This window comes from Pantoea sp. Lij88, assembly GCF_030062155.1.
In the GTDB taxonomy this organism is placed as follows: domain Bacteria; phylum Pseudomonadota; class Gammaproteobacteria; order Enterobacterales; family Enterobacteriaceae; genus Pantoea.
Map to the genome: position 1 here is coordinate 559528 of NZ_CP118267.1, position 26007 is coordinate 585534.

The window sequence follows — 26007 nt, forward strand, 5'->3', positions numbered from 1 at the left end:
TGCCTGGTCTTAGCGGCGTCGGCTGTGATCAATATTGAGCCGCTCTGCCGCCCGCACCAGATCGGTCAGCGAGCGCGCATTCATCTTCTCCATGACCCGCCGCTTGTGCACTTTCGCAGTAATCTCACTGACGCCCATTTCGGCGGCGATCTGCTTATTCAGCAGGCCACTGATCGCCAGCAGCATCACCTCGCTTTCACGCGGTGTCAGTGTCTGATGCCGCTGAAATATCTCGCGCCGCGCCTCAGAAGAGGCCAGATTCTGCTCCGCAATGTTTAAGGCTTCCGAGACCGCCTGCAAAATACGCTCAGGATCGACAGGCTTAGTCAGAAACTCATAAGCACCGGTTTTCATCGCCCGCACCGTGACAGGAATGGTTCCGAAACCGGTCAGGAAAATCGTGGGAAGGGTATAGCCGCGATCGATCAACGCCTGGGCGACATCAAATCCATCCGCGCCGGGCAGGTTAATATCCAGAATCAGACAACAGGGAAGGGGAGTTATCGCGTGCGCCAGGAAATCATCAGCTGAAGAGAAAGAGATAACCGTGTAATCGTCGGCGGTGAGCAGATTACGCAGTGCAGAAGTTACAGCCGCGTCGTCGTCAACGATATATACGATGGGATTCATAAGGACCTCATTTCAGCCAGAGTTTTACTGATGATTTAATTAAGCATGATGTGCAAAGAGGCCCTGATAAGCATGAGTCGCGCAGGGTTAACAGGATATTACCATAACAGTAATCATTATCATCTTATAATTAACGGCTTGTTAAAATTCGGATAAATTACTGATAGGTATGGTTAAATCATGAGCGGCTGGCTGTGAGGTGTGGGATGAAATTGCGGTTGTGAAGGGAGTGAACCGTCATTTAAACGCCATATTCGGGCCACGCATTGCACACTTAATCTCGGCCAGGAGAATAGTACTTAGCAGGACCGGAAATAGTCCATAAACCGCTTTGCCGGATAAAATCGTTTCAGCAGGAGTTTATACACAATAAGAAAGTAGCAGTGCGAAATTAATTCAGATATTAAGCGGTACGGTAACTCAGGCCGGGGCGGATAATGGATTAATTCACAGGATTCACGGGGCAGACTGTGCAGAGTGTTGATGCTCGCATCTGGCCCTGAAAGAAGATAAGGTAAGCTGGCTTCATAGTTACAACATACTTTTATATTTCATATCAAGTCGCATACCCGGCCCCCGAGCAGTTATCGCTTATCACCGCAAAAGTCCCGCTCACTTTGTCACTGACGCGTTTGTAAAACACGACGAACTTCACGCGGTAAAAAGTCATTACATTTAAAAAACCCTTAACTGTCAGCCATTAACCTTGATAAGCGTAGCGGTATTCATGGCGCGGTGGCTAATCCTCACTAAGCTTGTGAGGCAACCCTTTAAATACAGGGATATTTTTCCAGCCGGAATCTCTACGCACTGTCGTCATGAGGCTTATATGAGTGAAAATTACTGCACCATTCTCTTTAATGGTGAACGGTTGAAAGGGTTAGCTAATCAACCGCTAATCGATTTTCTGGACGCTCACGGGAAAAAATTACCTCATGTCTGTTATCACCCGGCGCTGCAACCGCTGCAGAGCTGCGATGTCTGCTGGGTGGATGCCAATGGCGAGCGGGTACGCGGCTGCACGCTTCGCACTGAAGAGGGCCTGACGGTGCAGAGTGAAGGCAGTGCGGTCAGGGCTGCGCAGCAGGAGGGCATGGATCGGCTGCTCAACCGTCATGAGCTTTACTGCACCGTCTGCGAGCACAATACCGGTGACTGCACCCTGCATAATGCCGTTGCTGATATGCACATTCCGATTCAGTACTATCCTCATCAGCCCAAGCCGTATGCAAAAGATCACTCCAACCCGTTTTACACCTACGATCCTGACCAGTGCATCCTGTGCGGATGCTGTGTCGAGGCGTGCCAGAATGTTGAGGTCAATGAGACGCTTTCTATTGACTACACCCAGGCACATCCGCGCGTGCTGTGGGATGGCGGCACTGAAATCGCCGGCTCCAGCTGCGTCAGCTGTGGCCACTGCGTCACGGTCTGCCCGTGTAATGCCCTGCTGGAAAAAACCATGCAGCCCGATGCGGGTCCGTTCACCGCAATGGATGAGGGGCTGAAACGTCCCCTGATCGACTTTGTGAAAACGCTGGAAAACAGCATCGGCATGGAGCCTATTACCGGCGTGTCGAAAATAGACGTGGCGCTGCGTCAATCGGAGATCAACCGCACCAAAACCGTCTGTACTTATTGCGGCGTGGGCTGCAGCTTTGAGATCTGGACCCGCGATCGCCATATCCTGAAAATTCAGCCAGTCGCGGATGCGCCGGCCAATGGCATCTCCACCTGCGTGAAAGGTAAATTCGGCTGGGATTTCGTCAACAGCCCGGAGCGCCTGACTACCCCCCTGATCCGCGAAAATGGCCGCTTCCGGCCTGCCAGCTGGGACGAAGCGTTGCAGCGCGTTGCCGAAGGCTTGCAGGGCATCGCGCAGAATTATGGTGGCGATGCGATTGGCTTTATCGGATCCAGCAAAGCCAGCAATGAAGAAGCCTATCTCACGCAGAAAATCGCCCGTTTAATCTTCGGTACCAACAACGTCGATAACTCCTCGCGCTATTGTCAGAACCCGGCGACAGAAGGGCTGTTCCGCACCGTCGGTTACGGCGGCGATGCCGGAACGATAAAGGATCTGCAGGAGACCGACCTGATTGTGCTGGTCGGCAGTAACCTCTCTGAAAATCATCCGGTCATTGCGTCGCACATTAAGCAGAGCCATAAACATCGTGGTCAGAAACTGCTGGTCGTTGATCCGCGTCGTCATGAAATGGCGGAACGGGCTGACTGCTATCTGCGTATACGGCCTGGCACCGACCTGGTCTGGGCCTCGGCGATGGCGAAGTATATGTTTGATCACGGTCATGCCGATGAGGCGTTTCTGGCGCAGCGGGTAAATCAGGTTGAAGAGTATCGCGCCTCACTCGACGCGTTTACGCTGGCTTTTGCCAGCGCGATCTGTGGCCTGAGCGAGGCAGAGCTGACAAAGGCGGCGGAGATGATCGGCCAGGCGGGCAGCGCCTGCATATTGTGGGCGATGGGGATTACCCAGCACAGCCACGGGGCTGACACCAGCACCGCGCTGTCAAACCTGCTGCTGGTCACCGGTAACTACGGCCGGCCAGGCACCGGCGGCTATCCGATGCGCGGTCATAACAACGTGCAGGGCGCCAGTGACTTCGGCTGCCTGAGCAATCTCTATCCGGGTTATGAAAAAGTCACGGACGCTGCGGTACGGGAAAAATGGGCGTGCGCCTGGGGCGTCGCTCCTGATGCACTCTCCGACAAGCCAGGGGCCGATAACTTCAGGATGGTGCAGGAGGCGGGTGAAGGCAAAATCCGCGCGATGTACATCACCGGCGAAGAGACGGCGTTTGCGGATGCTGACGCCGCTTCGGTGCATGCCGCCTTCAGCAAGCTGGAATTTATGGTGGTGCAGGACATCTTTATGTCACGTACCGCCGAGTTTGCCGACGTGGTTCTGCCCGGTGCGCCGAGCGTGGAGAAAGAGGGCACGTTTGTAAACACCGAGCGGCGCATCCAGCACTTTTCTCCGGCGATGAAACCGCTGGGCGATTGTCGTCCCGACTGGCAGATCTTCACCGAGCTCGCTGCCCGCCTCGGTCATCACTGGCATTACCCGAATCCGGGCGCGATCATGGCAGAAGCGGCGGGCATTGCAGAGATTTTCGCGGGCGTCAGCTATGAGAATCTGGTCGGCTGGCAGTCACAGCTCTGGCCGGTCAGCGCCGAAGGCGAAAGCACGCCGCGTCTCTATACGGAACGGTTCAATTTCCCGGATGGCAAAGCGCGCCTCTACCCGCTGAGCTGGCAGCCGCCCGCCGAGCAGGAGGATGCCGAATATAATCTGCTGCTGAATAATGGCCGGATGCTGGAGCATTTCCAGTCGATGAATCAGACCGGCCAGGGTGGCCGCATGATGTCGCTGTCGCCCAATGCTTTTGTCGAGATCTCACCCGAACTGGCCGCCTCACGCGCGCTGAGCGAAGGAGAGTGGGTGCGCATCACCTCGCGACGCGGATCGCTGGATGTGCCGGTGGTTATCACCGAGCGCGTGGCGGGCAACGTGCTCTTTATGCCGATTCACCATGGTAAGGATGGCGTCAACGCGCTGACCGGTGAGCATCACGATCCTGACGTGAATACCCCGGCTTATAAAGAGATCGCGGTCAACATGAAGCGGGTCGATCGCCGTCCGCAGCCCAATCCGGTGCCGCTTCACAATTTCCGCCACGGCAGTCGTACGCCGCTTGAACACCTGCCGATTGAACAAAAATGGCAGCAGGCCGGTTATCGTGAACCGCCTGAACATGTCGAAAAACCGGAGAAATTTTAATGGCAGAACGGATGAAGTATCAGGTCCCGCCGACGCGCACCGAACCGACCGCTCGTGAGGCGATGGATGAGTTGCTCGAAAATCTCCACCAGCATGGCTTTCTGCGACTGGCGAACGATCTGGTTAAATCGAACAACGAGGTAGGGAAAATTCTGATCTCCGGGCTTAATCAGCCCGGCACGCAGAATGCGCTGCAGAATCTTTCGTTGCTGATGATGACGCTGGGCAGCGTGCCGCCCGAGCAATTTAATCATCTGCTACTGGCGGTGCGTGATGCCGCGATGGCCGTGAAACCCGCCCGTGATGAGGCCCGGCAGGGAAAAGCTGCGCCGGGCATTCGCGGCATTATCCGGTTACTGAATGATGAGGATCTCTGGCGCGGGCTGCGCCCGATCTTCGCGGCGCTGGAAGTCTTTTCACACCAGATCGACCGTGAAGAGGAGAAGCCGATTACGCGCTTCAGTGGCAAGCCCAGCCGGGAGTAACTCAGTCTGCGATCGTTCAGGATTACGTGGGGGTGTAGACCAGATGACCGGCTACACCGCCCGCACCGCCATCCTTAGGATGATTGATGCCATCGGAGACCGGCACATCAATGAAATCAAACGGGGAAACGCCTTCAAGACAGGCGACATTAACCCCAAACTGATCGGGCTGTGAGCGGCTCTGATGAAAGGTGTAAATGCCGCAGAGGGAGCAGAAGTAGTGGCCCACCGCTTTGCTGTTAAAGCGATATTCCGTGAGCTGTGCTTCGCCCTGCGTCAGCTCAACCTTCGTCGCAAACACCACCACCGCGCCGCGCATCCGGCAAAACGAGCAGTTGCAGCGGCGCACCGTGTTAAATCCGTCCTTCAGCGTCACCCGATATGCCACCGCGCCACAGTGGCATTGTGCTGTCATTTCATTCTGCATCGTGATCTCCTGTTTAGTGAAACACGCCAGGTTTCAGCCTACGCCAAAGCCCGGGATTTGGCAGCATCAGAGACTGTTTTGCCGCCGATTCAGCACGCGCTTTACTGTTCGCGTTGCGACCTCTGCCATGAATCGCGCCTCTGTCAGACTGTAATCAGCGTAACCTCTTCAGCGGCAAAGGCCTCCAGCAGGGTTTTATCGAGCTTCTCTTCCACCACCAACGTTGAAATATCGCAACATTTCGCCACGCTGAAGCGCGCTACCGCGGGGATTTTGTCCGCCGTCAGCCCGACAATGACCTGATTGCTCTGCGCCATCGCGACTTTCTTAAATTCGCAATCGGCATAGTCGAAACCAGTCAGCCCGGCCTCCGGGCTCATCGCGCAGCCGCCAATAAACGCCTGATCAAACAAGATTCCCTGAATCTGGTTAATCGCAGTTTGCCCGACCGCGCCGCCCGTACTCTTCAGTATCTGACCGCCCAGCATAATCACCTCCGCGACAGGATGGTTGATCAACAGCGCGGCAATATCAGGCGCATTGGTGACGACGGTCAGACGCATTTCAGGCGGGAGCGCCTGCGCCAGCGCCAGATTGGTGGTGCCCGCATCGATAAAGATACAGCTGTCAGCTTTCACAAGGCGGGCACAGCGCTGCGCGATCAGGGCTTTTGCTGCGTGATCGTGCTCTTTTCGGCTGATAAAACTGCCCGCGTCAGGCAGCTGTAACACCGCACCGCCGTAAACCTTCTTACACAATCCCTCTTTGCTGAGTTCATGCAGATCGCGCCGGATGGTGTGCTCAGAGACCGCCATTTGCCGCGCCAGGTCCGCACAAACGACGCGACCGTTCTGCTGCAGGATCTCACGAATCAGGGCTTGTCGCTGCTGTGGGAAAGCTGCATAATCGAGCATGTTAACTCCAGAGTGTTCATAATCGAGCTATAGTGAGCATAATTGTTCACAGACGGGCAGGGTGTCAACAGAATCTCCTCGTCCTTTTCCGCTCCCGGACATCCACTAAAGGATCGTAATGGCTAATAACCTCTCTTCCGCACAGGCAACGCGCATCATCTTCTTTCTGGCCGGATTTATTACCGCAACCTGGGCTGTCATGGTGCCTTTCGCGCGCGCCAATACCGGCGTGAATGAGGCTCAGCTGGGCACCTTGCTGCTCTGTCTGGGCGTTGGCGCATTGATTGCGATGCCGGTGACGGGCTGGCTCACCAGTCGTTTTGGCTGCCGCCGGGTCATTCTGGTCGCCATTGCGCTGATTATCATCAGTACGCCGTGGCTGTCGGTGCTCAGCGATCCACTGTTGCTGGCGCTGGCATTGCTGCTGTTTGGCGTCGGCATCGGTGTCACGGACTGCGCCATGAACATTCAGGCGATCCTGGTAGAGAAGCAGGCCGCGAAGCCGGTGATGTCCGGTTTTCACGGTATGTACAGCGTGGGTGGCATAGCGGGTGCTGGCTTTATGACGCTGCTACTGGCGATGGGCTTCAGCGTGCTGACCGGCTGCTTACTCGCGATCCTTGCGGTGATAATCATGACGCTGGTCAGCGCATCGGGTTTACTGACTTTTGCCAATCCCGCGGAAGGGCCGGTGTTTGCGGTTCCGCGCGGCAGCGTACTGATTATCGGCATCATCTGCTTTGCTGTCTTCCTGACGGAGGGCACCGTACTGGACTGGAGCGCGGTCTATCTGACCGATGTCCGGGCCATTCCGGCATCACTGGGCGGGCTGGGTTACACCTGTTTTGCTATTGCGATGACGGCGGCGCGTCTGACCGGCGATCGCATCATCTCATCGCTGGGACGTTTGCCGGTGGTACTGGGCGGTGCGCTGATTGCCGCCGCAGGCATGGCGATGGTGACGTACATCGCTTCCTGGCCGCTGGCGTTGCTGGGATATACCCTGGTTGGCGCAGGCTGCGCCAACATCGTGCCGGTGATGTTCTCCGCTGCCGGACGTCAGACGGTGATGCCGCAGGCCGTGGCCGTGCCCGCCATTACGACGCTGGGTTATCTTGGCGTGCTGAGCGGACCCGCCGTGATTGGCTACGTGGCGCATTACACCCATCTCTCTTTCTCATTTTCACTGATCATGGCACTGATGCTGATCGTCGGCGCGGTCTCGCTGACGCTGGATTTAGGCCGTAGCATCACAACAAAGGAAAACGCATGAAAATCGCCCACGTCGCACTCTGGACACGCCATCCAGAGGCGCAACAGCAATTCTGGCGCGGGATGTTTAATGCGCAGAGCGGTGAGCGGTATCAGAGTCAGAACCGTCCTGGCTTCGCCTCATACTTCCTGCGGCTGGATCAGGGCGCGACCCTTGAGCTGATGACCCTGCCGGATCTGGACGACGGCCAGCCGGGCAGGGAAGTCACTGGCTGGGCGCACATCGCAATAAGCGTCGGTGATGAGCAGCAGGTCGATAAGATGGCGGCCAGAGCGGCAGAAAAGGGGATTCTGGTAGCGGCACCGCGCCGCACGGGCGACGGGTTTTATGAGGCAATTATTCGCGATCCGGACGGTAACCTGATTGAGCTGGTCGCAGAGTAATGAACAACGTCATTACTCTCCCAGCCGGACCCAGCGGCGTCCCGTGACCACTGTCATCACCACGATGGTGATGCCTGCCGCCAGATGCATAGAGAAATCGATCATATGCAGATGGGTGTCATGACACAGCGACAACAGCATTGATGAGGTAAACGCACTGCCGCAGCCGCTCAGAGCCAGACTGCGGGCGGGATAAAGTGACCGCGTGCGTTTCAGGGCAAACACCGACATCAGCACCATCGGCACGCTGGCTGACAGCATAAACAGATAGCAGTGTATGCCTTCACCCAGCCTGCTCGCGCCCGCATGCGGGGCTTCCGATGACATATTGATCAGATTCAGCCCCAGCCACATTACCGCCATCAGCAGCGGCCAGCGCAGGCTGACCGGTTTTCGCCCTGCAATACTCAGCGTAAAGGCGGCCGCCAGCGTGCTGCCTGCGATGACCAGCGACAGCAGAACGGCAACCAGCGCAAATAACGCGCCAGGCTGAGACCAGTCCGTCAGACGGCTGTGAAATGCCCAGCTGGTCAGTGCGCCGCAAGGCAGGGCAAGCGCGATCCAGCCCGCGACGCGCCAGCCAGTGGGCCAGACGCGCTGCACCGGCTGCGCAGAGGCGCTGAGCTGATTAATTAACTGGTCATGATTTCTCATGATGACCCCGTCCATATTTTCGAAGAGTAACCATTGCGCGATGCAACAGAGATTTAACCGCAGAGAGTGACTGATTGGTTTCAGCGGCTGCCTGCGCCAGACTCTGCTCGCGCAGATGCACCGATTCGACGATCTCCCGCTGACGCAGCGGAAGGGTATCCAGATACCCGGAGAGGATATCCGTATCCGCTGAAGACTCTGCGTTTTCAGCAGGCCACTGTTGCAGTTCCTCATCATCCTGAACTTCCTGACGACGACCATGCTGTCGCAGCGCATCAATGGTCCGCGCAGAAGCAATGGCGGCAACCCAGGGCAGTATCGGGCGCTGCGGATCGTAGGTATGCCGCACCCGATGAATCGCCAGCAGCGTCTCCTGAATCACATCCTCGACCAGCACCTCGTCACGGATTTTTTTGCACACCCGTGCCCGGATGGCCGGAACCATCGCTTTCAGTAACTGGTTATAGGCTGCTCTGTCACCCGCCTGTGCACGGGCCATCAGGGCTGGCCACTGCTGTGCGCGTGGATCAGTTTCTGACATCGATCATCAGCAGTTCAGCACACGTTCGCAGTGACCTGACAACACGCCAGGAAATCGTTTCATCCATCCTCTCAGGTTTTCTTTCCTTTTTCTGTCGCCTGATCCAGCGCTGAAATCACAATGCCTGGCGTCAGCACCTGCGGCAGCACCACCGGTTTGCCGCCATCAGCCGGGTAAACCACGTAGAGGGGCAAACCACCGCGTCCGAAATCGCTCAGCGCCTGTTCCACATCGGGATTGTATTTGGTTGAATCTGCGACCATGTAAATCGTGCTGGTTCGCGCCATTGCGGATTTTACCGCCTGTGTCGAAAGCGAAGTGCGATCGTTGACCTGGCAGGTAATGCACCATGACGCGGTAAAGTTCACCAGGATGGGCTTGCCCTGACCTTTGATCGCATCAACATTCTGCGGCGACCAGGCTACAGCGGCGGCGGCCTGTGAGGCGGTTTCCGTCTCAGCGGGCGCGCTGGCAAAGCTGTTCAGATTCAGTAAAGGCACGACGACCAGCGCCAGGAAGAACGCCGTTGCAACATGCAGCACCAAATGGCGCTGTCCCATCATACGGCGTTTCTGCGCCATGCCATACAGCCAGGCGGCAAAACTAAACAGTAAACAGCAGGCCAGAATTGCGGCCAGCGCCGCCGATCCCGCCTGACGCTCCAGTACCCAGATCAGCCAGCCCACTGCGCCCAGCATCGGAAACGCCAGACCCTGTTTTAAGGTGATCATCCAGGCACCCGGCTTTGGCAGAACGCGCGCCAGAACCGGGAAGAATGAGACCAGGGTAAAGGGCGCCGCAAAGCCCAGCGCCAGCGAGATAAAGATCACCAGGCTCACCAGAGGAGGCTGAGTCAGGGCATATCCCACCGCACTGGCCATAAACGGCGCGCTGCAGGGCGTGGCGACAATGATGGCCAGTGCGCCGGTCAGCGCTGAACCGACTAAACCGCCGCGATCGCCGCCCACTTCGCCCACCCGCTGTACCGACAATCCGACTTCAAACAGACCGAGCAGGTTCAGTGCTGAACCGAGCATCACCAGAATCAGCGCGGCGATGACCAGCGGCGATTGCAGCTGGAACCCCCAGCCCACCGAAGCGCCTCCCGCCCTGGCCAGCAATAATACCGCGGCCAGGGCAACCATCGTCACCACGACGCCCAGTAAGAAGGCCAGGCCCTCCGCGCGGGCGTGCGATGGCGATTCGTGATGGCGAATCAGGCTCAGTGCTTTCAGCGAGATCACCGGAAACACGCAGGGCATGAGGTTCAGAATAATGCCGCCCAGGAAGGCGGCTGCAATCGCAGTCAGCATGATTTACCTGCTCAGAAAATGAAGTTATGCCGGATTGGCCTGACGATATTTTTTAACGGCATCCATCGCTTTCTGGATATGCGTATCAGGATTTTTATCGGTGAAGCTCAGCAGAATCTTGCCGTCGGGCGCAATTACGTAAGAGGTACGGTCGGAGACTTTCTGACCTTTCATCTCCATCGTGCTCTTATATTCTGAGGCGACTTTGGCACCCGGATCGGCTGCTACGGTAAATTTGTCACGGCATTCCAGCTGCGAGAACTTAGCAATCTGATCGGTATTGCCCGCGGTGACACCGATGACGGTCGCACCCTGTTTTTTAAATTCATCGGTCGCTTCAGCGAAATCATGCGCTTCGAGGGTACAGCCAGCGCTGAATGCAGCCGGGAAGAAGTAAAGGACAACCGGGCCTTTTTTCAGAGCCTGCTGCAAAGAGAAGGTGGTCGATTTACCCGCCAGCGCGGCGTCGAGTTTAAAGTCCGGCGCTTTTTCACCGACCTGTAACGCCGCAAAGGCGGATGTTGCCGGAACACTCAGTGCCAGCAGCGTAGCAACGGCCAGGGTTTTCAGGGTGTTTTTCATTGGCATTACTCTCTCCATTGACGAACAGACGGAGTTGTCTGACGTCTCTGATAAAAGGTTCGTTCAAAAATGGAAAAAGTTGCGCGGTTTTGAAAATATTTTACGGTTTTTTTCTGACGGGTTATCAGCCGGTTAAATTTCTGCCCGGATTACTCATAGCTGAATCGAATACAGCTCATGCATCTCAGTTGCACATAATCAGTCGCCATTATTCTTTTAATGCCGTTTTCTATGTGACTTAACTCTCAATAATGCCCCTGAATAGCGCCAATTTATCGTCAGGTGAGCATCGTCACGTTTCTGCTGAGCCTCAACCAGTAAATTCCGTTTATGGAATAAAAAAACGATTCAGCAAATGGGGTGAATGATGAAGATTAAACTGGCATTAACGGTCCTGGCGGTTCTGGTTTCAGGTTCTGCAGCGGCGAAAACATGGGTGCTGACGAGTGCTGAACAGGGCACAGAGCAGGGAAACTGGCAGATCTCCAGTGGTGAGCTGAAGTTTCAGGGCAAGCCGTTCAGCATTGAGCAAAAAGTTCTGCATGGCGGCAAGCAGGAAGGCAGTAAAATCCTCACCATTCACAGTCAGGATGGCCTGACCATCACGCTCAGCCCGACCCGTGGCATGAACCTGCTGCGCGTTGAAGGTTTTGGTACGCGTATGGGCTGGGATTCACCGGTTAAAGAGGTGGTCAATCCTGCTTACATCAATCTGGAAAGCCGCAACGGTCTGGGCTGGCTGGACGGCTTCAACGAGATGATGGTGCGTTGCGGTTACGAATGGACCGGTCATCCAGTGACAGACCAGGGGCGTATCTACACGCTGCACGGTAAAGCGGGTAACACGCCGGTTTCACAGCTGGAAGTTGAAGTGGCCGACGCCGCACCGCATGAAATCCGCATTCGCGGTCTGATTAAAGAGAGCACTTTCAAGAAAACCGATTTGCAGACCATGACCGAACTGCGCTACGTGCCGGGCAGCAACAGCTTCAGCCTGCATGATGTGTTAACGAACCACGGTGACTATCCACACGATTACCAGATCATCTATCACAGCAACTTAGGCAAACCTATTCTGGAAGAGGGCGCGCGTTTCCTGGCCCCGATGTCCGGCATCAGCCCGTTCAATGATTACGCGAAAGCCGGATTAAAGGACTGGCAGACCTACAAAGGTCCGACCAAAGACTTTGACGAAATGGTGTTCAATATCAAGCCGCTTTCAGACAGTAACCATCAGACCGTCGCTGCGGTGATTAATAAAGCCGGAAACAGCGGTGCGTCGATCCAGTTCGATACCCGCCAGCTCCCGATGCTGACCTTATGGAAAAATACTGACACCCTGAAGCAGGGTTATGTGACCGGCATCGAGCCAGGCACGAGTTATGCCTATCCGGTTACCATCGAACGCGAGCAAAAGCGCGTGAAGCAACTGGAACCTGGCGCGAGTACGGCATTTGATCTGACGTATACGCTGCTGCACAGCAGCGAGCAGGTTAATGACGTTGAGAAACGCATTAAGGGCATTCAGGGTGAGACGAAGATAGATGTGAGCGAGACGCCGATAGCGAAAGAGTAACTGGCTTAATGGCTTAAAATCCCGACATATGTTGGGATTTTTTATTCGATGGTTCAATTAGTCAGGCTGTTTCATCACGGCGATAAGCAGGCAAAGTAGTGGCTAAACGTTAAGCCGAAAGTTGATGGAGAAGAGTAACTCTGAAATACTAACAGTTATTAACTGATAGTAATTCTGACGGAGAGAAATTATGCCTACCAGCGTAGCACTCAGTCCTTATTTCGAAGCGTTTATACGTGAACAGATTGAAAGCGGGCGATATAACAACACCAGTGAAGTGATCCGTGCGGGGCTCAGGGCTCTGGAAGAGCGGGAGCAGCAGATGAAACTTGATGCTCTGCAAAAAGCGGTCAATGCAGGTATAAACAGCGGCGAGAGCAAAAACGCGGAAGAGGTTTTTGGACGGCTGTCGCAAAAATATCGGCGGCAGGCCGAAGGTGGTCAATCATAATGAAACTGGGTATATCGCCTCTGGCTGAACAGGATTTAGAGTCGATCGGTGACTATATCGCTCAGGATAACCCGGTGCGTGCGGTGAGTTTCACGGAAGAACTATACCAGCAGTGTCTGCTGATAGCAGAATCGCCGGTTATCTATAAAGAAAGACCGGAGCCTGGACAAAGCGTCAGAACTTGTGCTTACGGGCGCTATCTCATTGTATTCAGGGTGCTGGACACGGAAGTCCGTGTAGAGAGGCTCCTTCATGGTTCGCGGGATATCATCACAATATTCTCTGAGCAGGAAACGCCGAAAAGCCCTCTGTGAGCGGAGTAAAGGCTATTCCAGAAAGATATGGAAATGCCTGAGAGATACAATCATGCAGATTAGTTGCAATATATACTTGGCGTTTTAAGTAAAAAGCTGAATGGGGGAGTTTATTAAGTTACTGGGTTCGAGCCTGATATGTTATTTAACATAAGATAGATTATGCGCACCTATGTTTGGCTCAATTGCACTGCAGTTACCCTCATTAAGGTAATCTTACATGACCACATCAGGTTACCTGCTGAGAACCTGTGATAACGGTTTCTGGTTTGAGGTTTTTCACCTCAGACGCGGAATGACTTACAGGCACGAAGTCAGGCGTTACTCGGTAATTAATCCAACATCGAGCAGATATCAGGAATATTTGAGGGATAAACCACGTCATCAGTGGTTCGTAGTTCATTCAGATCCCACCAGTGATAATGATCAATGACGGTTTTTTCATTCTCACTCCATCCGCTGGTACTGATGTCTTCATCATCTATTTTAATTAAATAAAATTGCTCATGTGCCAGAACCACCTCACCGCTGGGGAGCGTCATTTCAAAAGCTCTCTCTGTTAACGACTGTCCCACATCATGAACGTTAATACCGGTTTCTTCCCTGAGTTCCCTGATGGCTGCCTGCTCAAAAGTCTCTCCTGATTCCAGGCCTCCACCAGGCGTTGCCCAGTATGATCTCCCTGCCAGCGCATCATTTTCATGCCTGAACCTGAATAATAAAACCTGATTGAGTGAGTTTATAATAAGTAAGCGTGCAGAATTACGGGTGCGCACAGGGTAACTCCTTTTTTATTTCAGTTCCATTCAGCATAACTGTTTTTGAAGGTAGAAATAAAACAGTGTCGAAGTAAAATAACAAGTTATCATATCCCGGATTTCTCCTGGCCCTGCCACATAGACTCAGATCCCGCCCCCAGCGCCTGCTGTTCCTGCTCTGATTAATGAGATCTCGCTTTAGAAAATAACGTACTTTGCATTAAGCAAAATTTAACGCCGCATAAATAATTCGCACATCCCCTTAATAACATAAGATTTTACTCTGGCAGAACACGGTTTATTCGCTGGCAGGAAAACAGGCTGCATGTTATTAAATTTGAATGTCGTGCATAAATTCATCTGCCTTCGGGAAATAAATATGAAAAAGAGCTTATCTCTTGCGTTACTGTTTTCGCTGACCGCGTTTGCCCAGGGTGCACTGGCGCAGCAGACACTGCGCTTTGGCGTTGATCCAACGTTCCCGCCATTTGAATCCAGGGCGGCGGATGGCACATTGCAGGGTTTTGATATCGATATTGGCAATGCCATCTGCGCGCAGGCCAAAGTGAAGTGTCAGTGGGTGCAGATGGGATTTGATAGCAGCATCCCTGCCCTTCAGGCGAAGAAATTTGATGCGATCCTGTCTGCGATGTCGATGACCGATAAGCGCCGTCAGCAGGTAGCATTCAGCGATATGTTGTACAACACGCCAAGTGCTCTGCTGGCACCGACTGCCAGCAAACTGACGACCGACGTTGCTTCACTGCGTGGAAAGACGATCGGGGTGGCTCAGGGCACTATCCAGGAAACCTACGCCAAAACCAAATGGGAGTCACAGGGCGTCAAAATCGTCTCTTATCCTAATCAGATGGAAGTCTATCCGGATCTGGTCGCCGGGCGTCTTGATGGCAGCCTGGCTAACGCGGTCTCCGCTGAACAGGGCTTCCTCACCACGCCTGAAGGCAAGCCGTACGCCATCAAAGGAACCCTGGTGGATAAAGTCATCTTCGGTGATGGCGTGGGTATCGCATTACGCAAGGGAGATGAAGCGAACCTGAAGATGATCAACACGGCGCTGGCGGAGATCCATAAAAACGGGACTTATGACCAGCTGACGAAAAAGTACTTTAAATTCAAGGTTTATCCCTGATTAATACCGGGCTAATACTTGCAGAGGCGGAATAGAATGACATTGCCCGACTACCGCGCTCAGCGCGCACGCTTTCTGGCCGCTGCGGAGCGCAAAGGGGCTGAGATGACCTCGTATCAGCATCCTCTTCCTGGTCCGCAGGTCGAATCGCTGTATACGGATGTGGCACGACTGGGACCTGCCACGGCATCGCGTCTGATGCTGGTCGTCTCCGGCACGCACGGCGTCGAAGGCTATTATGGTTCAGATTGTCAGATCGCCTGGCTTGATTCGCTGGACGAAAAAGCCTTGCCGGCTGACACCGCGCTGCTGCTGATCCATCTGCTCAATCCGTGGGGCGCGGCGCATTTACGGCGCGTGAACGAAGACAATATCGACCTCAACCGTAACTTTATCGACTTCAGCCAGCCGGTGCCTGCTAACCCGGATTATGCGCAGTGGCACGGTCTCTATCATGGCGACCGTGCCAGCGCGGATCGGCAACTGGCTCAGGCACTGGAGAACGCAGGCTGGCAGTCGGTTAAACGCGTGGTGGAAGCCGGACAGTATACCTTTGCTGATGGCTTCTTCTTCGGCGGGCACCAGCCCAGCTGGTCATATCAAACGATGAAAACCATCATCGAACAGCATCTCTCGGTTGCGAAAACCATCATCAGTTTTGACCTTCATACCGGGGCCGGCGCATGGGGGCATCCGATGCTGCTCTCTATCGCAGAGCAGCGTTATGCGGCCCATGACTGGGGCAAAGCCATTTACGGCGAATGGCTGACCTTGTTATTTACAGGTGCCGGACGTGACAGCGTAACGGGCGTGACGGCAACGGCGACAGGGTATCTGTCGCAATATCTGCTGACGTCGCTGGCGGACACTCAAATATTGCCGTTGGTCGTGGAATGCGGAACTTACGAGGGTCAGGATATGCATCAGCGGGTTCGTGAAGATCACTGGCTGCATCTCTATGGCGATCCCGCCAGTGCGGCTGGCCAGGCGTTGAAGCAGCAACTGGTCGAGGGATTCTGGCCCGAAGATGCGGACTGGCGTGCGTTAGTGGCTTTCCGCACGCAGCAAATCTTTCTGCGCGGCTGGCGTGCCCTTGCAGACACGCCCTGATTTTATAGTCTGCCGTAAAAGGTCATCCGGGCTGTTTCTGACAACGCGATATCCGGCTGAGTATTGTAAGCCAGCACGGCCAGCATCCGGGTGACTTCGCCTTCCGTCGGAGTCACGCGATGCAGGGAATTCCGGCCGCGAAACAGCACCAGATCGCCGGCATTCATCTCCAGCGCGTCTACCGGCTGACGTTCGTCCAGTACAGCTTCGACGCCTGCGAAGTTCATCTCACCGGCATCGGCATCCCGCAGATCCTTCACATACTGAAACACCCCGCCTGCCAGCGGTTTTTGTACCAGTAAGGTAATAGCAAAGGAGGAGTTGTCGAAGTGCCAGCCCAGCTCCTGTCCATGCGGCGCATAGTGCAGGTTGATTGAGGAAAGCGGGTCCGCGTAGGGATAAAGCGCTTCCTCGCCCAGCACATCACACAGGAAACGCTGGAACAGGGCGTCATTATAAAGCTGACGCAGCGGCGAATCGGCAGCAATCACATCATCCGTGATACAGCCTTTGGTGCTGAGTACGTCCCGATTGCGCGGGTGATCGGCGGGGAACGCCTCATCAGGCTTCATCAGATAGACATTGTGTTTGCTGCGGGTGTGATAAGCCAGATGACGCTGCGCATTGCCCTCTTCGATGATCGCCTCTAAAGCCTGTGGTTTTAAAAATTGACGTAATACCAGCGCGCCGGACTTGTTTAACTGCTCACGACAGCGTTGACGCCAGTCATGATCGGCCAGCGGATGAAGATCGAGACGAACAAGTGAACCAGACATAGCAACAATTCTCACGATGGGCAGGTGTGATGTTACTCTACCTGTCGCCTGCCACGCTGCGTAACGATAAAAACTTACTGCCCTGATAAGGAAGCGTTAATGCCTGTCCAGTTGCCCCGGTTACCAAAAATCAGCGTCATACAATCCTTTAAAGTGGCCGCCGAACTGGGCAGCCTGGCAAAAGCCGCCGCCCAGCTGGCCTTAACCCCGGCGGCGGTCAGTCAGCAGATTCGCCAGCTGGAGGAGCAACTCGGCAGCGCCCTGTTTCTGCGCACGCAGAGTGGCGTGATGCTGACCGAAACCGGGAAAGAGTATCTGCGCTATGTCACCGAGGCTTTTGATATTCTGCACCTTGGCCAGCAAAACATCCGCCATGCGGCCAGCGCGCCAAAACTCACGGTCTACGCGTTACCGGCGCTGGCGTCGAAATGGCTGTTGCCCCGGCTGGCAAGCTGGCGCGACCATTGCCCGGATATCGATCTCTCGTTACACGGCACGCATTCTCAGGTCGATTTCACCGCGGTGCCTGCCGATTTTGTGATCTGCTTTGGTGAGGATCGTTATCCGCAGTCAGACAAGCTGAAGCTGTTTCAGGATGAGGTGCTGCCGGTCGCCAGTCCGGCTCTGTTACAACGCTTCACGCCGGAAACGATCTTAAGTCAGGCACCGCTGATCCACCTCGACTGGGGTCATGAAGGCCGTTTTCTGCCGGACTGGCAAAGCTGGTTTCAGGCCAAAGGCATGGATGAACCCCTGCCGCAGCCCGCCTTCAGCTTTAACCTGACCTCGCTGGCGATTGATGCGGCGGTTGCGGGTGTGGGACTGCTGCTGGGACAGCGACGTCTTATCGCGCCGGAACTGGCGCGGGGCGATCTGGTAGTGGTAGATCACCTTTGCCTGCCGCTGAGTAAGCCCTATTTCCTTGCCTGGCCGCAACGCACGCTGAGCCAGCCTGGCAGTGAGGCGATGATCGACTGGTTGAGTGAGCTGGGCGCGAAAGGCGGATAGAGGGTGATCTGCGCCCGCCAGCGTAAATTGTCAGCGGGCGCAGTATCAGATGTTGAATGTCCTGCAAGGTTAGTCAGCTCTCTCCCTCGTTACGTATTATCTTCCACGATCACCGCCACGCGTTGCCCTGCACGGACTGCGCTGCCGGGCTGTACGCTGACCTGCTGAATAATGCCGTCGCACGGGGCCAGAAGCGGAATCTCCATCTTCATCGACTCCAGCACCACCAGGATATCCCCTTCCCGCACCCGGCTGCCCGCCGTCGCCTGCACCTGCCATAAATTACCGGAAACCGGGCTTTCAACCCCCTGCTCGCCCGGCTGCAGCGGGGTGTCGCCGCCTTCTTCCGCCACATTTTCCTGACTGTCGAAATGGGCCTGACCGCTGGCTATCCAGCGGTCACGTTCTGCATTGAACGCGGTTTGCTGATGATCGCGAAACTCGCCGATACTCTCCGCTTCACGGATGAGGAAGTCCTGATACTCCGCCAGCCGCAGCGTGCTGTGTTCAATGCGCAGCGGATAGCGACCGAGGGGAAAATCGCGGCGAATCTGTAACAGTTCTTCCGCAGAAACCGGATAAAAACGGATTTGATCGAAAAAGCGCAGCAGCCAGGGTTTACCGCCAAAATCGGCCACTTCGCGATATCGGTTCCACATCTGCAGCGTGCGACCCACAAACTGATAGCCGCCAGGTCCCTCCATGCCATAAACACACAGGTAAGCGCCGCCGATACCCACCGAGTTTTCCGCCGTCCAGGTTCGGGCCGGGTTATATTTCGTCGTCACCAGCCGATGGCGGGGATCCAGTGGCGTAGCGACGGGTGCGCCGAGATAGACATCGCCCAGCCCCATCACCAGATAGCTGGCCTCAAACACGGTGTTCCAGACGGCCTGCTCATCCGGCAGATCGTTTATCCGGCGGATGAATTCAAGGTTGCTCGGGCACCAGGGCGCGTCCGGGCGCACCGTGGTCATATATTTTTCGATAGCTTTCTGACAGGCCGGATCGTCCCAGGAGAGCGGCAGATGCACCACGCGGGTGGGCACCTGCAGATCATCACGCGTACAGACCGTCTCCCACTCACCGCGCACCCATGCCAGCAGCACGTCGAGCGTCACGGTTTCCGGCTGGAAATGGATTTGCAGCGAGCGGATCCCTGGCGTGATATCAATGATGCCGTTGCGGGATTGCGCTTCCAGCGCCTGCATTAACGCGTGAATGCGAAAACGCAGCACCAGATCCAGTTCCGGCTCGCCTGCCTCCAGCAACAGATGCGTATCGCCAGAGAGACGCGCGACCAGACGTTTATCCGCTTCGCCGCAGGTCATCACAATCGGCGACGTCAGCGTCGCAGGCTGCCAATGTGTCTGCTGTGGCTGGAGCGTGGTCAGCTCGGTGCGTCGATCCTCAGCCAGTCGCCGGGCCGTCGGAATATCCACCGCCACAAACTGCACTTTGTCACCGGCTTTGAGCTGGCCGAGTTGCCAGAGATCGGCCTCGATGACCGTCACAGGGCAGACGAACCCGCCAAGACTCGGGCCATCCGGGCCCAGGATCACCGGCATATCACCGGTGAAATCGACCGCGCCGATGGCATAAGGGTTGTCATGAATATTCGAGGGGTGCAGCCCCGCTTCGCCGCCGCTGTCGCGGGTCCAGATCGGTTTAGGCCCAATCAGACGCACGCCGGTGCGGCTGGAGTTAAAGTGCACTTCCCATTCTGTGGCAAAGAACGTCGCAATATAGTCCGGCGCAAAGAACTCCGGCGCACCGTGGGGACCATAAATCACGCGCAGCGTGCGGATTGTGGCAAGGTCTGTGCGCAATGCGGCGGGCAGTTGTGTTCCGGTTGCGCTCGCGGCGTGTGGAGCGAGATGCAGCACATCACCGCTGCGCAGCGCGCGGCCGGCGTGTCCGCCAAACTGACCGAGGGTGAAGGTACTTTTACTGCCTAAATAGTCCGGCACCTGGAAGCCGCCACTCAGGCAGAGATAGCTCCTGACGCCCGCGCCTTTCATCGCGCCCAGCTTCAGTGTTGCGCCCGCCGGGATGGTAAACACGGCGTCCATCGCCTGTTCAGCGCCATCCAGCGTGACACTGAGCGGCGCGCCACAGATCACGGCCTGAATCTCACTGTTAAATTTTAGAGTGGGACCGTTCAGGGTGATTTCCAGCGCGGCGTCACCCTCTGCATTGCCCAGCAGACGGTTGCCGAGACGCAGGGCGCGATCATCCATCGGCCCCGACGGTGGCACACCGACCGCCCAGTATCCCAGACGTCCGGGGTAGTCCTGAACGCTGGTCTGGGTTCCGGCATTGATCACCTCTACGGTGGCCGCCTGATAGACGAGCTGCTCCAGGCAGCGGGTCCAGGGTTCGCCAGTGGTAAAGGGGGTAAAGGCTAAGATCTGCAACAGATAGAGGCGGTTGGTTTCAACGCCATACAGACGGGTTTCCGCCAGCGCCTGTGCCAGGCTGGCGATGGCTTCATCACGAGTGGGACTGAAGACAATCGCTTTTGCCAGCATCGGGTCGAAGAATGGCGGGACTTCACACCCCGCCTCCACCCAGCGGTCAATGCGCAGGGTTTTACCGTCGGCCGCCGGGAAATGAACCTCGGTCAGCAGTCCAGGCGAAGGCTGGAACTGACGACCCGGATCTTCCGCGTAGATGCGCGCCTGAACGGCATGACCCTGCGGCTTCAGCGTGGCGGCTAACGTGGTGAGCGCAGGGAGATCGCCTGCTGCCAGCGCGATCATCCACTGCACCAGATCCACGCCCCAGACCTGCTCCGTCACGCCATGTTCAACCTGCAGGCGGGTATTCACTTCGAGGAAATAGAACTGCTGCGCCGCGCTGTCATAAACAAACTCTACCGTTCCGGCGCTGCGATAGCTCACCGCTTTCCCCAGAGCGATAGCCGCCGAGCAGAGGGCGTCGGCCATGCCTGCAGGCAGATTCGGCGCAGGCGTCTCTTCGATCACTTTCTGATTACGTCGCTGAATCGAGCAGTCGCGGACGCCCAGCGCGATGACCTCTCCCTTCCCGTCACCAAAAATCTGCACTTCAAGATGACGGGCGCGTTCGATATATTTTTCGAGAAACACCCCAGCGTCGCTGAAGTTGTTCTGGCCCAGGCGCTGCACGGTTTCAAACGCGTCTGACAGCTCCTGCGCGTCACGACAGACGCGCATACCGATGCCGCCGCCGCCCGCCGTGCTTTTGAGCATCACCGGATAGCCAACGCTTTCTGCGGCGCGGCAGGCTTCGCTGGCATCCGCCAGCAGCTCACTGCCCTCCAGCAACGGCACCCCTTCGGCTTTCGCCAGCGCGCGGGCCGTGTGTTTCAGGCCAAAGGTCCGTAACTGCTGGGGTGTGGGTCCGACAAAAACCAGACCGGCAGCCTCGCACGCCTCAGCAAAGGCCGCGTTTTCCGAAAGAAAGCCGTAACCGGGATGGATCGCTTTCGCTCCGCTCTGCTGCGCGGCGGCGATGATTTTTTCGGTCACCAGATAGGTCTGGGCGGCCGGACCCTCACCCAGGCTCAGCGCAACATCCGCCTCACGGATATGTAAACTGCTCAGGTCGGCTTCTGAATAAACGGCGACGCCTTTCACCTGCATGGCACGCAGCGTACGCAGGATGCGACAGGCGATCGCGCCGCGATTGGCAATCAGTAAGGTATCAAACATAAGCGAACTCTCAGGGATGCGGGCCGTCCCGCAAAATTCGATAGTCCCTGGGGCCGTCCCCGGGGCTGACCGGCACTAAAAGGTGGCCGGTGAGGTTAAGCGGGCTGGCTCAGTTCCACACCAGCACTTCGGCGGGCGTCGGGTTCCAGCCGTTGCAGGGATTATTCAGCTGCGGACAGTTGGAGATCAGCACCATCACGTTACAAGCCGCCACCAGCTCAACGTATTTGCCGGGCGCAGACAACCCGTCTTCAAAGGTCAGGCCGCCTTCCGGGGTAACCGGAACGTTCATGAAAAAGTTGATGTTGGCGCCGATATCGCGCTTATGCAGTCGGCCATCGTGCAGGCAGGCGCAGAGAAAGTTATCCCGGCAGCTGTGCATGTAGCGCTTATCGTGGGCATAGCGCACGGTGTTGCTCTCCTGCGAGCAGGCACCGCCCAGCGTATCGTGGCGGCCGCAGGTATCGGCGACGATCGTCAGCAGCGGATGACCGAGATTCGAATAGAGCACGCTGCCGGTGGTCAGATAGACGTTGCCCTGACGACGCAGCGTGCGCTGGGGATCGTAGCGTTCGCGCGGGTTATCAGTATTGTAAAACAGGGTATCAATCGCCTGATTGCCTTCGAGGTCAAGCAGGCGCAGCGTTTGCCCTTTTTTGACTTCGAACAGCCAGGGCTCGCCTGCCGGGATCACGTGGCGATAGACAGCATCTTCAGGACGACGATCAGAGTGGATAAGGGTCATCGTAGCCTCCTTACAGGGCAAAAAGTTGAGTGTTATGCAATGCGCGCTCGTTTTCACCGCGAGTCACCATCGCTTCACTGACGGCCTGCATATCGTCGGCCTGATACCAGCTCAGCTGAACCGGACGCGGGAGATAATCCGTGGCGGGATCCTGCGGATGTGGCAGCGCGGTCAGCACCATCAGCACGTCCATGGGCGCATAAAGCTCAACGAAATCCCCCGCACGGCTGTTGCCGGTGCTGAAGGCGAAGCGGCCCTGCTCATCCACCGTGACCTTGCTGAAGAAGTTGACGACCATCAGCAGATCTTCCAGGCCCAGATCCCATTTGCCCATCTCCACCAGCAGGTTATCCACGCCGTTGCGGTAGAAGCCGTTGCGCAGCTCCTGATAGCGCCCGGCACCGTATTTTTCCTGTGTTTCCGACGCATTGAGTACGCCACCAAATGGATCATGCCAGCCGCAGCTATCCACTACGATCGCGGCCATCACGCGTCCCATGTCGGAGTAGAAACAGTGACCGGTGGTCAGGCGGGCCGTGTGCTGGCCTTTCAGGGTGTCCGGCAGATTCAGCCGTTCACTTTTCTCGTGTGGATTGAGCATCATCATGCTGACGTTCGCGCCGCCGTCGATATCGGTCAGGCGCAGAATCTGCCCTTTGCGCAGAATCAGCGAGGTATGCGCTCCGCCTGGCAGCGGCTCTTCGCGCAGGCTGGGGGCTGAATGAAAAAGTTCTGTCATTGAGCGGTCTCCTTAAAGGGATAAATGTTGTTTTTGCTGCCGGTCGTCAGCTGAGACAGCCGCGTTTCATTAAGCGGAATGTCGTAAGTGATGCGCGCGCCCCAGGCATTGGGGGCCTGTGGGTCGATGCGCACTTTGTCGAACACCAGCAGCCGGGTGCCCAGATTGAAGCCTTCGGCAAGATCGTGCGTGACCATAAACACCGTCATCCGGGTTTCGCTCCACAGCTGGAGCAGCAGCGCATGCATATCTTTGCGGATGCCGGGGTCCAGCGCGCCAAACGGCTCATCCAGCAGCAACACGCGCGGCTGCATCACAAACGCCTGAGCAATCGCCAGCCGCTGCTGCATCCCGCCGGAAAGCTGCGCCGGATATTTATCCAGCGAATGACCCAGCCCGACTTTCTCCAGCATCTGTTTTGCCTGCTCACGGGCCTGGCGTTTCCGGGCGCCAAACAGCCGCCCGGTAAAGGGTGACGCCGGAAGTTCGAGGCCAATGGCGACGTTATCCAGCACGTTAAGATGGGGGAAAACGGAGTAGCGCTGAAACACCACGCCACGGCTGCGATCCGGCTCGCCGGGCAGCTGCTTACCATCCAGGGTGATTGATCCTCGCGTCGGCTTTTCCTGACCGAGCAGCAGGCGTAAAAACGTCGATTTACCGCAGCCCGACGCCCCTACCAGCGAGCAGAACTCGCCCTCTTTCACCTGCAGATTGATGCGTTCCAGCACCACGTGGTCGCCATACTCCTGCCAGATATTGTTGATTTCGATAAAACTCATTCCCGGCCTCCTTCCGCCCAGGGGAAACAGGCTTTGTGCAGCTGACGCAGCGCGAGATCCATCAGCCACGCCAGCAGCGTGATCCAGATGACATAAGGAATGATCACATCCATCGCCATATAGCGGCGTACCAGGAAGATGCGGTAACCTAGTCCGGCGGTTGCGGAAATGGCTTCGGCGGAGATCAGAAACAGCCATGCGGAACCCAGCAGCAGACGCAGTGAGGTGATCAGCCGCGATAAGAGCTGCGGCACCACCACCCGCAGCACCACCGTCCAGCTGTTCGCCCCCAGAGTCTGCGCTTTGATAAACAGCTCTGCGGGGATCTCCCGCGCCCGATGTTCCAGATCGCGCGCCAGCATCGGCGTAATGCCGATGACAATCAGCATCACTTTTGACAGCTCATCCAGCCCGAAGACGATAAACAGCATCGGCAGCAGCGCCAGCGGCGGGATCATCGATATCACGGTCATGAACGGTGACAGCGCGGCGCGGGTCATCGGGAAGACGCCCGCAGCCACACCGATGCAAAGGCCAATCAGCGACGAGATCACGAGGCCGGTCAGCAGACGACTTAAGCTAATCCACGTATCCGCCCACAGCAGATATTCCCCGCTGCGCTTGTCCGGGGTAAACGCCATCCGGTCGATGGCCGCGATCATCTGCGACAGACCGGGTAGCAGTTTGTCCTGGGGATTAGCCTCCAGACGCACCGCCGAACTGATAAACCAGACGGCAATCAGCAACACAAACGGTAACAGCATTAGCGTCAGGCGCATTCCCTGCCGGGGGTAGCGGTTGATGTGGCGCATGAAAAACTCCTGAGATCGGTGATTACAGCTTGCCCGCCGCGGCCATCTTCAGATAGCTGTCGTCAAAGCGCAGTTTGATGTTGGCTTTGTCGCCAAGGGTGACGTTGCCAGGGAAGCTCATGCCGATGAAGTCCGCGCTTTGCGCACCCTCGCCCAGCAATCCTTTATCAAAGGAGAACGCGGCGACGCGCTGCATGGTTTTCGCCAGATCGGGGGAAGAGACAAAGGTCTGGGTTTCGGCGGGCGTCCAGAACAGGTGAGTGGTTTTCAGCTGCGCCTTGTAACCGGCGAGATCGGTACCGGAATCGGCCGCCATTGCGCTCAGCGCCTGCGTGTCTCCTGCCTGCATTTTCGCCATCATCTCAAACCAGGCGCCGGTCAGCGCTTTACCGAGTGCGGGATTGTCTTTCAGGGTGTCGGTGTTCACCACCATCATGTCAATCAACTCGCCCGGTACGGCCGTTGAGCTGAATACTTCGGTCGTTTGTGGCGTCTTTTTGATGACCGAAAGCTGCGGGTTCCAGGCGACGGCCGCTTTGACGTTGCTGGTGCCGAAGGCGGAAACGATATCGGCATCGGAGGTGTTCACGACTTTAACGTCTTTTTCCTGCAGTCCGGCCTTCTCCAGACCCCGCACCAGCAGGTAGTGAGAAACCGACAGCGCAGGCAGATAGACCGACATCCCTTTCAGATCGCTGAGTTTCTTATTTTCCCCTTTCAGCACCACGCCGTCGTTACCATCGGAGTAGCTGCCGGTGATCAGCGCGGTGCTATCAATGCCACCCGCCGCAGGAATGGTCAGCGCGTCCATATTGGTCATGGTGCAGCCGTCGAACTGCCCGGCGGTGTACTGGTTGATCGACTCGATGTAGTCATTGAGCTGGGTGATATGAATTTTGATGCCATATTTGCTGGCCCATTTATCAATGATCTTCTCATTGCTGATGGTGCCCCACGGCATCCAGCCCGCGTAGATGGTCCAGCAGATATTGAACTCTTTTTTGACTGCGGCGGAAGACGGCGCGCTGACCAGCAGCGCCAGAGACATAACAAGCGTCAGGAGTGGTGATTTCTTCATGGTTGACCT

25 protein-coding genes are annotated in these 26007 nt (G+C 56.3%); 10 read left to right on the forward strand and 15 right to left on the reverse strand.

Translation table 11 applies throughout. The features are described 5' to 3' along the window. Nucleotides 1-9 precede the first annotated feature (9 nt). On the reverse strand, nucleotides 10-630 hold the full coding sequence (locus PU624_RS02850) for a response regulator transcription factor (protein WP_283544778.1): 621 nt from the start codon (nucleotides 628-630) through the stop codon (nucleotides 10-12). A gap of 829 nt (nucleotides 631-1459) precedes the next feature. Between PU624_RS02850 and fdhF the strand changes: the two genes are divergently transcribed. Together fdhF and PU624_RS02860 are read left to right on the forward strand one after the other, a co-directional pair. Continuing rightward, nucleotides 1460-4432: a formate dehydrogenase subunit alpha gene (gene fdhF / locus PU624_RS02855; protein WP_283544779.1), complete on the forward strand. Its 2973-nt coding sequence runs from the start codon at nucleotides 1460-1462 to the stop codon at nucleotides 4430-4432. Beyond that, entirely contained in the window at nucleotides 4432-4917 is a 486-nt protein-coding gene (locus tag PU624_RS02860; protein WP_283544780.1) for a helical membrane plugin domain-containing protein, read from the forward strand. Before fdhF ends, PU624_RS02860 begins: the two co-directional genes overlap by 1 nt. A gap of 22 nt (nucleotides 4918-4939) precedes the next feature. On the opposite strand, the gene PU624_RS02865 is transcribed toward PU624_RS02860, so the two are convergent. Both PU624_RS02865 and PU624_RS02870 read right to left on the reverse strand, forming a co-directional pair. Beyond that, complete coding sequence (locus PU624_RS02865) at nucleotides 4940-5344, reverse strand: GFA family protein (protein ID WP_283544781.1); 405 nt, start codon at nucleotides 5342-5344, stop codon at nucleotides 4940-4942. 143 nt (nucleotides 5345-5487) lie between these two features. Beyond that, entirely contained in the window at nucleotides 5488-6258 is a 771-nt protein-coding gene (locus tag PU624_RS02870) for a DeoR/GlpR family DNA-binding transcription regulator (RefSeq protein WP_283544782.1), read from the reverse strand. Nucleotides 6259-6376: 118 nt separating this feature from the next. On the opposite strand from PU624_RS02870, the gene PU624_RS02875 reads away from it, so the two are divergent. Then, nucleotides 6377-7531, forward strand: coding sequence for an MFS transporter (locus PU624_RS02875; RefSeq protein ID WP_283544783.1), 1155 nt, complete (start codon nucleotides 6377-6379; stop codon nucleotides 7529-7531). Beyond that, nucleotides 7528-7914 (forward strand): VOC family protein, encoded by a 387-nt coding sequence (locus tag PU624_RS02880; protein WP_283544784.1) that lies wholly within the window; start codon nucleotides 7528-7530, stop codon nucleotides 7912-7914. The genes PU624_RS02875 and PU624_RS02880 overlap by 4 nt, the downstream gene beginning before the upstream one ends. 12 nt (nucleotides 7915-7926) lie before the next feature. Here PU624_RS02880 and PU624_RS02885 read toward each other — a convergent pair whose 3' ends face one another. The 4 genes from PU624_RS02885 to PU624_RS02900 all read right to left on the reverse strand — a co-directional run bounded on the left by PU624_RS02885 (nucleotide 7927) and on the right by PU624_RS02900 (nucleotide 11010). Next, nucleotides 7927-8568, reverse strand: coding sequence for a DUF1109 domain-containing protein (locus tag PU624_RS02885; protein WP_283544785.1), 642 nt, complete (start codon nucleotides 8566-8568; stop codon nucleotides 7927-7929). Beyond that, nucleotides 8555-9109: a sigma-70 family RNA polymerase sigma factor gene (locus PU624_RS02890; RefSeq protein WP_283544786.1), complete on the reverse strand. Its 555-nt coding sequence runs from the start codon at nucleotides 9107-9109 to the stop codon at nucleotides 8555-8557. The genes PU624_RS02885 and PU624_RS02890 overlap by 14 nt, the downstream gene beginning before the upstream one ends. Nucleotides 9110-9180: 71 nt before the next feature. Further along, on the reverse strand, nucleotides 9181-10422 hold the full coding sequence (locus tag PU624_RS02895) for a protein-disulfide reductase DsbD family protein (RefSeq protein ID WP_283544787.1): 1242 nt from the start codon (nucleotides 10420-10422) through the stop codon (nucleotides 9181-9183). Nucleotides 10423-10446: 24 nt separating this feature from the next. Beyond that, the gene (locus tag PU624_RS02900) at nucleotides 10447-11010 is read right to left on the reverse strand and encodes a peroxiredoxin (protein ID WP_283544788.1); all 564 of its coding nucleotides are present in this window, start codon (nucleotides 11008-11010) and stop codon (nucleotides 10447-10449) included. 361 nt (nucleotides 11011-11371) lie between these two features. On the opposite strand from PU624_RS02900, the gene PU624_RS02905 reads away from it, so the two are divergent. From PU624_RS02905 to PU624_RS02915, 3 genes are all read left to right on the forward strand, one after another. Next, nucleotides 11372-12580: an aldose 1-epimerase family protein gene (locus tag PU624_RS02905; RefSeq protein ID WP_283545161.1), complete on the forward strand. Its 1209-nt coding sequence runs from the start codon at nucleotides 11372-11374 to the stop codon at nucleotides 12578-12580. 190 nt (nucleotides 12581-12770) lie between these two features. Further along, nucleotides 12771-13031, forward strand: coding sequence for a type II toxin-antitoxin system ParD family antitoxin (locus PU624_RS02910; RefSeq protein WP_283544789.1), 261 nt, complete (start codon nucleotides 12771-12773; stop codon nucleotides 13029-13031). Beyond that, nucleotides 13031-13345, forward strand: a complete 315-nt coding sequence (locus PU624_RS02915; protein WP_283544790.1) for a type II toxin-antitoxin system RelE/ParE family toxin — start codon at nucleotides 13031-13033, stop codon at nucleotides 13343-13345. The genes PU624_RS02910 and PU624_RS02915 overlap by 1 nt, the downstream gene beginning before the upstream one ends. A gap of 332 nt (nucleotides 13346-13677) precedes the next feature. Here PU624_RS02915 and PU624_RS02920 read toward each other — a convergent pair whose 3' ends face one another. After that, on the reverse strand, nucleotides 13678-14121 hold the full coding sequence (locus PU624_RS02920) for an NUDIX hydrolase (RefSeq protein ID WP_283544791.1): 444 nt from the start codon (nucleotides 14119-14121) through the stop codon (nucleotides 13678-13680). Nucleotides 14122-14482: 361 nt separating this feature from the next. On the opposite strand from PU624_RS02920, the gene PU624_RS02925 reads away from it, so the two are divergent. Beyond that, nucleotides 14483-15253: an ABC transporter substrate-binding protein gene (locus PU624_RS02925; RefSeq protein WP_283544792.1), complete on the forward strand. Its 771-nt coding sequence runs from the start codon at nucleotides 14483-14485 to the stop codon at nucleotides 15251-15253. A 36-nt stretch (nucleotides 15254-15289) separates the two neighbouring features. Then, the gene (locus PU624_RS02930; RefSeq protein ID WP_283544793.1) at nucleotides 15290-16363 is read left to right on the forward strand and encodes a DUF2817 domain-containing protein; all 1074 of its coding nucleotides are present in this window, start codon (nucleotides 15290-15292) and stop codon (nucleotides 16361-16363) included. Between the two features lie 2 nt (nucleotides 16364-16365). Here PU624_RS02930 and PU624_RS02935 read toward each other — a convergent pair whose 3' ends face one another. Beyond that, complete coding sequence (locus PU624_RS02935) at nucleotides 16366-17139, reverse strand: HalD/BesD family halogenase (protein WP_283544794.1); 774 nt, start codon at nucleotides 17137-17139, stop codon at nucleotides 16366-16368. 99 nt (nucleotides 17140-17238) lie between these two features. Here PU624_RS02935 and PU624_RS02940 point away from each other — a divergent pair, with 99 nt between their 5' ends. Beyond that, a complete protein-coding gene (locus PU624_RS02940; protein ID WP_283544795.1) occupies nucleotides 17239-18147 on the forward strand; it encodes a LysR substrate-binding domain-containing protein in 909 nt (302 codons plus the stop codon). Between the two features lie 89 nt (nucleotides 18148-18236). Here PU624_RS02940 and uca read toward each other — a convergent pair whose 3' ends face one another. The 6 genes from uca to PU624_RS02970 all read right to left on the reverse strand — a co-directional run bounded on the left by uca (nucleotide 18237) and on the right by PU624_RS02970 (nucleotide 25998). Further along, nucleotides 18237-21842 carry an urea carboxylase gene (gene uca / locus PU624_RS02945; RefSeq protein WP_283544796.1) on the reverse strand — a complete coding sequence of 1202 codons (3606 nt, stop codon included), beginning with the start codon at nucleotides 21840-21842 and terminating at the stop codon, nucleotides 18237-18239. A 109-nt stretch (nucleotides 21843-21951) separates the two neighbouring features. After that, entirely contained in the window at nucleotides 21952-22587 is a 636-nt protein-coding gene (locus tag PU624_RS02950) for an urea amidolyase associated protein UAAP2 (protein ID WP_283544797.1), read from the reverse strand. Between the two features lie 10 nt (nucleotides 22588-22597). Then, nucleotides 22598-23326, reverse strand: a complete 729-nt coding sequence (locus PU624_RS02955; protein ID WP_283544798.1) for an urea amidolyase associated protein UAAP1 — start codon at nucleotides 23324-23326, stop codon at nucleotides 22598-22600. Continuing rightward, the gene (locus PU624_RS02960; RefSeq protein WP_283544799.1) at nucleotides 23323-24108 is read right to left on the reverse strand and encodes an ABC transporter ATP-binding protein; all 786 of its coding nucleotides are present in this window, start codon (nucleotides 24106-24108) and stop codon (nucleotides 23323-23325) included. The genes PU624_RS02955 and PU624_RS02960 overlap by 4 nt, the downstream gene beginning before the upstream one ends. Next, entirely contained in the window at nucleotides 24105-24920 is an 816-nt protein-coding gene (locus PU624_RS02965; RefSeq protein ID WP_283544800.1) for an ABC transporter permease, read from the reverse strand. Before PU624_RS02965 ends, PU624_RS02960 begins: the two co-directional genes overlap by 4 nt. Nucleotides 24921-24942: 22 nt before the next feature. Continuing rightward, complete coding sequence (locus tag PU624_RS02970; RefSeq protein WP_283544801.1) at nucleotides 24943-25998, reverse strand: putative urea ABC transporter substrate-binding protein; 1056 nt, start codon at nucleotides 25996-25998, stop codon at nucleotides 24943-24945. Nucleotides 25999-26007 lie beyond the last annotated feature (9 nt).